General features: G+C 76.2%; 8 protein-coding genes. 3 read left to right on the top strand and 5 right to left on the bottom strand.

Going from position 1 to position 9,151, the window contains the following annotated elements; genetic code table 11:
- Positions 1 to 68 precede the first annotated feature (68 nt).
- Positions 69 to 632 carry a cysteine dioxygenase family protein gene (locus tag AB0C69_RS32250; RefSeq protein WP_360358743.1) on the top strand — a complete coding sequence of 188 codons (564 nt, stop codon included), beginning with the start codon at positions 69 to 71 and terminating at the stop codon, positions 630 to 632.
- Positions 633 to 655: 23 nt separating this feature from the next.
- Here AB0C69_RS32250 and AB0C69_RS32245 read toward each other — a convergent pair whose 3' ends face one another.
- Positions 656 to 1,309: a maleylpyruvate isomerase N-terminal domain-containing protein gene (locus AB0C69_RS32245; protein WP_345172884.1), complete on the bottom strand. Its 654-nt coding sequence runs from the start codon at positions 1,307 to 1,309 to the stop codon at positions 656 to 658.
- 54 nt (positions 1,310 to 1,363) lie between these two features.
- Positions 1,364 to 2,260 (bottom strand): NAD(P)-dependent oxidoreductase, encoded by an 897-nt coding sequence (locus tag AB0C69_RS32240; protein WP_345172882.1) that lies wholly within the window; start codon positions 2,258 to 2,260, stop codon positions 1,364 to 1,366.
- 93 nt (positions 2,261 to 2,353) lie between these two features.
- On the opposite strand from AB0C69_RS32240, the gene AB0C69_RS32235 reads away from it, so the two are divergent.
- The gene (locus AB0C69_RS32235) at positions 2,354 to 2,953 is read left to right on the top strand and encodes a TetR/AcrR family transcriptional regulator (protein ID WP_360358742.1); all 600 of its coding nucleotides are present in this window, start codon (positions 2,354 to 2,356) and stop codon (positions 2,951 to 2,953) included.
- A gap of 11 nt (positions 2,954 to 2,964) precedes the next feature.
- Here the strand turns inward: AB0C69_RS32235 and AB0C69_RS32230 are convergent, their stop codons facing one another.
- The 3 genes from AB0C69_RS32230 to AB0C69_RS32220 are packed head-to-tail and all read right to left on the bottom strand — an operon-like array spanning position 2,965 to position 5,808.
- Positions 2,965 to 3,459 carry a pyridoxamine 5'-phosphate oxidase gene (locus AB0C69_RS32230; protein ID WP_360358741.1) on the bottom strand — a complete coding sequence of 165 codons (495 nt, stop codon included), beginning with the start codon at positions 3,457 to 3,459 and terminating at the stop codon, positions 2,965 to 2,967.
- 51 nt (positions 3,460 to 3,510) lie between these two features.
- Positions 3,511 to 4,599 carry an alkene reductase gene (locus AB0C69_RS32225; RefSeq protein ID WP_360358740.1) on the bottom strand — a complete coding sequence of 363 codons (1,089 nt, stop codon included), beginning with the start codon at positions 4,597 to 4,599 and terminating at the stop codon, positions 3,511 to 3,513.
- 12 nt (positions 4,600 to 4,611) lie between these two features.
- Entirely contained in the window at positions 4,612 to 5,808 is a 1,197-nt protein-coding gene (locus AB0C69_RS32220) for an MFS transporter (RefSeq protein ID WP_360358739.1), read from the bottom strand.
- Positions 5,809 to 5,890: 82 nt separating this feature from the next.
- Between AB0C69_RS32220 and AB0C69_RS32215 the strand changes: the two genes are divergently transcribed.
- Positions 5,891 to 8,995, top strand: a complete 3,105-nt coding sequence (locus AB0C69_RS32215) for a BTAD domain-containing putative transcriptional regulator (RefSeq protein WP_360358738.1) — start codon at positions 5,891 to 5,893, stop codon at positions 8,993 to 8,995.
- Positions 8,996 to 9,151 lie beyond the last annotated feature (156 nt).

Below are 9,151 nucleotides of genomic sequence, written 5' to 3'. Positions count from 1 at the left end.
GGCGCCACGGATGACGGCGGACCTCCCCGGCGCCGAGGCTGGAGGCGACCCGGTACGAGGAGGACGGCATGACCACCCTATGGTCTGAGCTGCTGCAAACCGCGCGAACCGCCACCGACCTGGACGTCCTGACCGCCGCCGTGCGCGCGGCGATCGCCCGCGGCGCCGACTGGCAGGACACCGCCGACCGCGTCGCCGGCGCGCTGCGCGAGCACCTTCCGTCGCCCGGTGAGCTGCTCCGTCCCGACCAGCTCGCCGGAGAGCCCGGCACCTCCAGCGGCCACCGGCTGCACGTGGAGCCGGACGGCTCGTTCTCCATGACGGCCATCGTGTGGCAGCCCGGCGCGGTGACCCGCGTCCACGACCACGTCGCCTGGTGCGTGTTCGGCGTCCTGGCCGGCGCCGAGCACGAGGACCTCTACACCCTCTCCGACGACGGCGCCGCCCTGATCGGGGCGGGCGCGAACCCGAACCCGGCGGGCGAGGTCAGCGGCTTCGCGCCGCCCGGCGACATCCACCGCGTCCGCAACCTCGGCGACACCACCGCCGTCTCCCTGCACATCTACGGGACGGACCTCGACCGCGTCGGCTCCAGCGTCCGCCGCTTCTACGACCTGCCGGTCCGGGACTGAGCCGGGCCCGGCCGGGGCCGCGCTCAGCCGAGGACGAAGGGGACCCGCGCGGCGAGATCGCCCAGCTCGGCCTTCTCCGCGGCGGTCGGCGCCCGGCGTCCGGTGCCGACCAGCAGCGCGTCCCGGTCGGAGAACGCGGCCGGGAAGGGGGCTCCGGCGATCCGCTCCAGCAGCGCGCGGGCCGCCGCGAGGGTCTCAGCGGGCGGCTCGGGGCCCTCCGGCAGGTGCGCGATCAGGTCGAGGTGGTGCAGCGTCCACTCCATCACGTACGCGGACAGGTAGTCGCCGACGGTCAGGACCTCGTCCTGCGTGCCGACGCGGGCGGCGGGATCGGCGAGCCCCGCCGCGCGGCCCGCGGCCGAGCCGACGTCGTCGAGGTGGAACCTGAGCAGCCGGGGCTCCCCGTAGGCGGCGGCCAGCCGGGGGATGAGCGCGTCGAGCGGGTCGTCGCCCGTCGGGGGCTCGACGAGCTTCCAGTAGGTGGCGGCGTCCACGGTCGGTTCGGCGCCGGCGGGGGTGACCAGAGTGATCAGGACGTCCTGGGCGTCGATGACCAGGTGGCACACGAGGTCCCGCACGAGCCAGCCGGCGCAGCCGGACGGGCGCGCGAAGTCCTCGTCCGGGAGGCCGGCGACCGCCGCGAGCAGTGCCGTCCACGAGCGCGAGAAGTGGTCCACCTCCGGCACGGTAATGCCGCGCCGCGACGGCGGACAAGCGGGTTCGGACCCGTCCTAGACGGCGGTCGCCGGTGCGGCCGTCCGGGCCTCCAGAGCGCGCACGACCGCGGCCATGTCGGCCTCGCCGTGCCCCAGCGCGGCGGTCTCGCCGTAGAGGGCGTGGCACGCGTCCAGCAGGGGCGAGGCGAGCCGCGCGGCGCGGGCGGCCTCCGCGATGAGGCGGTTGTTGTCCAGGACGTTCGCGATGGACGCCTGGACGGAGAAGTCGCGGTCGAGCAGCTTGCGGGCCTTGGCGCGCGACACGGTGCTGGCCATCGGGCCGGCGTCGAGCACCTCCAGCAGCCGCCGCCCGTCCAGGCCGTGCCGCTCGGCGAAGTGGAACGCCTCCGCCAGCCCGGTGACCATGGTGATCAGGTACAGGTTGACGGCGAGCTTCATCTGGAGGGCCTGCGGGACCGGCCCGCAGACGAACACCTCGCCGCACATGGGGCCGACCAGGGGGCGGACGGTCTCGACGGCGGACGGCTCGCCGGCGAGCATCGCTATGAGCTCGCCCGCCTCGGCCGGGCCCCGCGAACCGGACACGGGCGCCTCGACGTACCGTCCGCCGGCGGCCCGGACGTCGGCTTCGAGGCCGCGCGAGTAGCCCGGCGACGTCGTCCCCATGTGGACGACGACCCGTCCCCGCACGTTCGCGGCGAAGCCGGGGGCGCCGCGTCCCAGCGCGGAGTCGATGGCGGGGCCGTCGGCGAGCATGAGGAACACCACGCGGGTGCGGCGGAGGACGTCGGCGGGGCTTCCGGCGACCGACGCGCCCGCCGCGCGCAGCGGCTCGCTCTTGGCGGCGGTCCGGTTCCAGACGACGAGGCCGGTGCCCGCCCGGACGAGGTTGAGCGCCATGGGCCGCCCCATGACGCCGAGGCCGAGGAAACCGACGTCGCTGTCCACCATCGCCTCCAGAACTTGCGAGCTATGACAGTGGTCATGATAATGGCGCAGGTAAATAGGGCAATAGCCTGCGAGATTTTCACTGAGGAGGCGATCGTGGCGACCGGCGAGCGGGGCCCGCGGGAGCGGATGGTCTTCAGCGCGGCGCAGCTCATCCGCCGCGACGGCGTCACCGCGACCGGCCTGCGCGAGGTCGCCGAGCACGCCGGGGCGCCGCGCGGCTCGCTCCAGCACTACTTCCCCGGCGGCAAGGAGCAGCTGGTCAACGAGGCGGTCGAGTGGGCCGGACGCTATGCGAGCGACCGGATCGCCCGTTTCATGGCCGCCATGGTGCGTCCGACGCCGGGCCGGCTCTTCGCCGCGATGGTCCGCCAGTGGACCGACGAGTTCGAGGCGGCGGGCTTCGACCGCGGCTGCCCCGTCGCCGCCGCCACGGTCGACTGCGCGGACTCCGCGGCGTCCACCCGGACCGCCGCGGCCGCCGCGTTCGCCGCCTGGCGGCGGCCGATCGCCCGCGAGCTGACCGCCATGGGCGTCCCGCCCCGCAGGGCGACCGCGCTGGCGACCCTGATGGTCAGCTCCCTGGAAGGCGCCATCCTCCTGGCCAGGGCCGAGCAGAGCGTCCGGCCCCTGCGCGCCGTCGCCAGGGAACTGGCCCCCTTCCTCGACTCCTGCGCCGCCGAGGACCCCGCCTGACCTCCCGCGCCTCAGCCCGTCATGACGCCGGGGCGGCGGGTCCGGAAGTCGATGACGCCGACCCAGGCGGGGCGCAGGGCGATGCGGGCCATGCGGGTCTCGGGGTGGTCGGCGCCGGCGACGTAGCCCGCGCCGCCCTCCTCGCCCAGGAACCGGCGGGCCGCCTGCGCCTGCTCGGGCACCATGCCCTCCACCTCGGTGACCGAGACGCGACCGCGCAGCAGGAGGACCTCCGGGGGCTGCGTGTCGGTGTCGATGCTCACGGCGACGTCGGGACGCTCGCGGAGCGCGCGGATGCGGGCGGCCGGGCGCAGGATGCCCATCGGCGGGCAGTGGACGTAGGTCGCCATCACCAGCTCCTCGCCGGTCCAGGCGAACCAGGACGACATGATGCGGGGCGTCCCGTCCACGGCCGTGAAGGCGAGGCGTGCCGGGATCGTGGAGTGGAGCAGGCGCTGCGCGACGTCGGTTTCGAGCAGGCGCACGTCGCCCTGGGGAAGGTCCATGGTCATCTCCTTGTAGCGGTCGGAGGAGATGACCGCGGACGGCGGGGAAACTCATCGCCGCACGGCGAGATCCATGGTCGGGTAGTCGGTGTAGCCGGTCGCGGCGCCCGTGTACATGAGGTGCCGATCCTGGACGGGGTTCAGCGGCGCGCCGAGGCGGAGGCGCTCGACGAGGTCGGGGTTCGCCAGGAAGGGGCGGCCGAGCGCGACGAGGTCGGCGCCCGCGGCGACGAGGCGGGCGGACTCCCGCGCGACGTGCTCGGTGGTGACGTCGGGCAGCTTCGGGTTGGCGATCAGCGTTCCCGGCCACGTGCGGCGGATCGTGTGGAGGAGGGCGCTGTCCGGGTCGGCGTGGACGACGTGCAGGTAGGCCGGGGAGATCTCCGCCAGGGCCCGGACGAGGGCCGGGTAGACGTCGTCCTGGTCGTCCTCGTGCATGGCGTTGGCGGTGACTCCGGGCGAGATCCGCACGCCGACGCGGTCCGGGCCGATGGCGCCGGCGACGGCGCGGGTCACCTCGGCCGTGAAGCGGATGCGCGCCTCGGCCGGGCCGCCGTAGGCGTCGGTGCGGCGGTTGGTGGCGCGGGACAGGAACTGGTGCAGCAGGTAGCCGTTGGCGGAGTGCACCTCCACCCCCGCGAAGCCCGCGTCGACGGCATTGCGGGCGGCGGCCGCGAAGTCGTCGACGGTGGAGCGGATGTCGGCGGCGGTCATCTCCCGGGGGACGACGGCGGCCCGCGGCCCGGACGGGGTGTGGATCGTGTCCGGGAGCGGGACGGGCGACGGCGCCACCGGGCGCAGGCCGCTGTTGTCGGGGTGCCCGACCCGTCCGCCGTGCTGGAGCTGGAGGAACATCCGTCCGCCCGCGTCGTGGACGGCGCCGGTGACGCGCCGCCACCCGGCCACGTGGGCGGGGGCGTGGATCCCGGGGATGTTCGGGTACGTCTGGCCGACGGCGTTCGGGGTGGCGGCCTCGGCGATGATCAGTCCGGCGGTGGCGCGCTGCGCGTAGTAGGTCGCCATGAGGTCGGTCGGGACGCCGGCGGCGTCCGCGCGGTTGCGGGTCATCGGGGCCATCACCAGGCGGTTCGGGAGGACGAGTCCGCCCAGGCGGGCCGGTTCGGTGAGCGCGGTCTCCATTGCCTTGTCCTTTCAGCGGTGTGCGGGGAAGCCGTGGGTCCGGGCGGCGAGGACGACCGCGAGGACGGGCGCGAGGAGCGCGAGGGTGCTCCAGGCGAGCGAGGTCGAGCCGGCCAGGTGCAGCAGGACGCCTCCGGCGATCCCGCCGCCGGCCATGGCGACGTTCCAGAGGGTGACGAGCATGGCCTGCGCCGCGTCGGCGGCGTCTCCGCCCGCGTCTCCCGCGGCGGTCTGGAGCAGGGTGGGCGCGCCGCCCCATCCGAGGCCCCAGAGCACCACGGCGGCGTAGACGAGGGCGGGGGCGTCCGCCCACAGCGCGAGGACGGCGGCGGCAGCGGCGACCAGCAGCGTCCCGGCGACCATGAGGACGCGCAGGCGGCGGTGGATGTGCGCGCCGACCACCCAGATGCCGGCCAGGGACGCCGCCCCGAAGGCCAGCAGGACGAGGTCGGTGGACGAACCCATGCCGAGCCCGTCGAGGATCGCGGCGATGTAGGTGTAGAGGATCGTGTGGGCGAGGACGAACACGAGCGTCACGAACAGCACGGCCGCGACCCCCGGGACGCGCAGGACGCTCCCGCCGCCCGTCCGCTCCCCCGCGCGGCGGCCGGGGAAGTCCGGGACGGACACGGTGATCCAGCCGAGCAGGACGACGGTCAGCCCGGTCATGGTCAGGAACGCCGCCTGCCAGCCCAGCGCCGCGCCGAGGAACGTCCCGGCGGGGACGCCGAGGGAGAGCGCGACCGGGATTCCGGCCATCGCGACGGCGATCGCGCGCCCCTCCAGGTGGGCGGGCACCAGGCGGCGGGCGTATCCGGCCAGCAGCGCCCAGGCGAGACCGGCCGCGACCCCGGCCGCGAACCGGGCCGCCATGGTCACCGCGTAGTGGGTCGACAGCGCCGTGACGGTGTTGGCGACGGCGAACCCGGCGACGGTCGTCAGCAGGAGCCGGCGGCGGCGCCATCCGGCGGTGGCCGCGGTCAGCGGGACGGCGGTCAGCGCCGTCCCGATCGCATAGATCGTCACGGTCTGCCCGGTGGCGGGCTCGCTCGCGTGCAGGCTCGCGCTCATCGCGGGCAGGAGCCCGGCGGGCAGCGTCTCGGTCAGGCTCGTGATGAAGACCGCCGTCGCCAGCGCCAGCAGCGCCGGCAGGGGCAGGCCCCCGTCGGACGTTTCGTCCGGAGCGGTCGTACTCTCCGCGGTTCGCATGCCGCGACTGTGCCGGGCGGCGCTTCGGATGCGCTGACGGTCCGCTGACGGACGGCGGGCCGCCGCCGAGTAGCGTGCTGGCATGCGGTTTGGCGTGCTCGGTCCGCTCATGGTGCGGGACGGCGACGGGGCGTCCGTCCGGATTCCGGAGGCGAAGGTCCGGGCGCTGCTCGCCTGCCTGCTGGTCCACGAGGGGCGGCCCGTCTCCGCCGACCGCCTCGTCCACGACCTGTGGGGCGACGACCTGCCCGGCAACCCGGCGAACGCGCTCCAGGCCAAGGTCTCCCAGCTGCGGCGCGTCCTCGGCCGCGACCGCGTGGTCCGCGAGGCGCACGGGTACCGGCTCCGCCTCGACGGGCCCGACGACGAGGTCGACGCCGACCGGTTCCGCGCGCTGGCGGCGCGGGCCCGCACGCTGGACGCTCCGGCGGAGCGCGCCGCCCTGCTGACCGAGGCGCTGGGCCTGTGGCGCGGCGCCGCGTTCGCCGACTTCGCGGACGAGGAGTTCGCGCGCGCGGCGGCCGACCGCCTGGCCGACCAGCGCCTGGCCGTCCTGGAGGAGCAGGCCGAGGCGCGGCTCGACGCGGGAGAGCACCTCCTGCTCGCCGGGGAGCTCGCCGGCCTGGTGGACCGCCACCCGCTGCGGGAGCGGTTGCGGGCCGTGCAGATGCGCGCGCTGTACCGCGCGGGACGGCAGGGCGAGGCGCTCGCCGCCTACGCCGGGTTGCGCAAGGTGCTGGCGGACGAGCTCGGCCTCGACCCGAGCCCCGAACTGGCCGCGCTGCACGAGGCGATCCTGCGGCAGGACGCGTCGCTCGCCCCGCCGGAACCGGAGGCGCGGTCGAACCTGCCCGTCCCCCTCACCGGACTGGTCGGCCGGGACCGCTGCCTGGACGACGTCGCGCGGCTCCTCGGCACGGCGCGCCTGGTGACGCTGACCGGCCCCGGCGGCGTCGGCAAGACGCGGCTCGCGCTCGAAGCCGCCGCGCGCCTCGCCGGGGACGCCTTCCCGGACGGCGTCTGGCTCGTCGAGCTCGCCGCCCAGCGCGGAGACGCCGCCGGGCTGGCGCAGGAGATCTCGGCCGTGCTCGGGCTCCGCGACGACATGCCGCCCGGCGTCCCGGCGGCCGGAACGTCCGGGAGCGGCGGCGGAAGCGTGGAACGGCTGGCGGCGGCGCTGCGCGGCCGGCGGCTGCTGCTCGTCCTCGACAACTGCGAGCGGGTGGTCGACCCGGCCGCCGAACTGGCGGAGCTGCTGCTGCGCGGCGCGGCGGGCCTGCGGATCCTCGCCACCGGCCGCGAGCCCCTCGGCCTGACGGGCGAGACGGTGTACCTGGTCGAGCCGCTCCGGGAGGACGACGCCGTGCGGCTGTTCGCCGACCGCGCCGCGGCGTCCGCTCCCGGCTTCTCCCTGGACGCCGACCGGGCGGCGGTCGCGGAGATCTGCCGCCGCCTCGACGGCGTCCCCCTCGCGCTGGAACTGGCGGCGACCCGCGTCCGGGCCCTCGGCGTGGGGGAGCTGGCGCGACGCCTCACCGACCGGTTCGGCGTCCTCACCACCGGGCCGCGCGGCGCGCCGGCCCGGCAGCGGACGCTGCGGGGGATGATCGACTGGAGCTGGGAGCCGCTCGGCCCGTCCGAGCGCGCCGTGCTGCGCCGGCTCGCCGTGCACGTGGACGGCTGCGGCCTGGACGCGGCGGAGGCCGTCTGCGCGGGCGGCGGCGTCCGCAGCGGGGACGTCCTCGACCTGCTCACCCGGCTGGTCGACCGTTCCCTGGTCGTGGTGGTGGAGGGGCCGCGCGGTCCCCGCTACCGCCTCCTGGAGTCCGTGGCCGCGTACGCGATGGAGCGGCTGCGCGAGGCGGGCGATCTCGACGGCGCCCGCGACCGGCACCTGAGCCACTACCTCGGCCTCGCCGAACGCGCCGAACCGCACCTGCGCGGGCCGGACCAGCGCGCCTGGCTCGACCGTCTCGACGCCGACTCGGCGAACCTGCGCGCCGCCCTGGAGGAGGCGCTGCGGCGTCCTGGCGCGGCGGAGGCGGTGCGTCTCGGCACGGCGCTGTGCTGGTGGTGGCTGCTGCGCGGCCGCCTGCACGAGGCCCACCGCACGCTGTCGGCGGTACTGGACGCGGCACCGGAGGCCGCCGGGTTGCGCCTGTTGCGGGCCGCGTTCGCCCTGCTGACCGGGGACCTGACGGCCCACGGCGTCCAGGGCGAGGACGGCGTCCCGGACCCGGTGCGCCGCGGCCGCGCCCTCTGGCTCTACGCGCACGGGCTGTACCACGCGGGTCTCCCGGACGCGAGCGAGCGCGCCAACGAGCACGCCCTGCGCCTGTTCCAGGAGGCCGGCGACCGGTGGGGCACCGCCGCCGCGCTCGGCCTGCGCGCGACGCTCGCGCTCGTCCGGGGCCGCCTCGACGTGATCGCGGACGCGGGCGGGCGCTCCGCCGCCCTGTTCGCCGAGCTGGGCGACCGCTGGGGGCGGCTGCAGCCCGTGTCGCCGCTCGCGATGCTCGCCGAGATCAACGGCGACTACGCGGAGGCGGAGCGGCTCCAGCGCGAGGGGCTGCGGATCGCCGAGGAGCTCGGCCTGCGCGCGGAGGTCTCCGCGCGGCTGTCGGGCCTCGGCCGCCTGGCGCTGCTCGCGCGCGACTGGGACCGGGCGCGCGACCTGCACGAGCGGGCGCGGGCGACGGCCGTCGACCAGGGCCACCGCTTCAGCGAGACGCACGCGCTGATGGGCCTCGCCCTCGGGGCGCGCCGCTCGGGCGACCTCGGCGCGGCGCGGGAGATCCTGCACCGCATCCGGGACGAGTACGACTCGTCCGAGATCGGGGAGCATCTGCTGCACGCGGAACTCGGCTTCACCGCCGAGCTGAGCGGGGATGCGGCAGGGGCGCTCGCGCACCACACCCGGGGCATGGAGATCGCGCGGTCGATCGGCGAGCCGCGCGCGCTCGCCCTGTCGCTGGAGGGGCTGGCTGGCGCGGCGGCGCTCGCCGGGGACGCCGTGCGCGCCGCCGGACTCCTCGGCGCGGCCGACGCGGCCCGCCGGAGCGTGGGCGCCCCGCTGCCGCCCGCCGAACGCGGCGACGTCGACCGCATCACGTCCGCCGCCACCGCCGTCCTGGGCGAGCGGGCCTTCGCCGAGGCGTTCCGCCGGGGCGCCCCGGCGGTCAGCTGAGCCCGGAGAGGTCGCGGTCCACGACCGTGTTGCGGTCGGTGGGGCGGTTCCCGAGGGAGAGCTGAGGCCACTGCCCGGAGAGTTCCTGGCGGCTGCGCTCGCTCCAGGCGCGGGCCTCGTCCCCGCGGGTCTTGTAGAAGTTGAGCGCGTACCCGC

Source organism: Actinomadura sp. NPDC048032, from assembly GCF_040653175.1.
Lineage (GTDB): Bacteria > Actinomycetota > Actinomycetes > Streptosporangiales > Streptosporangiaceae > Spirillospora > Spirillospora verrucosospora.
This window is presented reverse-complemented; position numbering and strand designations above follow the sequence as displayed.

Excerpts from the sequence above, each read along its gene's own strand:
- AB0C69_RS32230 (WP_360358741.1), bottom strand. The coding sequence starts at position 3,459 with ATGGACCTTCCCCAGGGCGACGTGCGCCTGCTCGAAACCGACGTCGCG.
- AB0C69_RS32225 (WP_360358740.1), bottom strand. The coding sequence starts at position 4,599 with ATGGAGACCGCGCTCACCGAACCGGCCCGCCTGGGCGGACTCGTCCTC.
- AB0C69_RS32240 (WP_345172882.1), bottom strand. The coding sequence starts at position 2,260 with ATGGTGGACAGCGACGTCGGTTTCCTCGGCCTCGGCGTCATGGGGCGG.
- AB0C69_RS32215 (WP_360358738.1), top strand. The coding sequence starts at position 5,891 with ATGCGGTTTGGCGTGCTCGGTCCGCTCATGGTGCGGGACGGCGACGGG.
- AB0C69_RS32250 (WP_360358743.1), top strand. The coding sequence starts at position 69 with ATGACCACCCTATGGTCTGAGCTGCTGCAAACCGCGCGAACCGCCACC.
- AB0C69_RS32220 (WP_360358739.1), bottom strand. The coding sequence starts at position 5,808 with ATGCGAACCGCGGAGAGTACGACCGCTCCGGACGAAACGTCCGACGGG.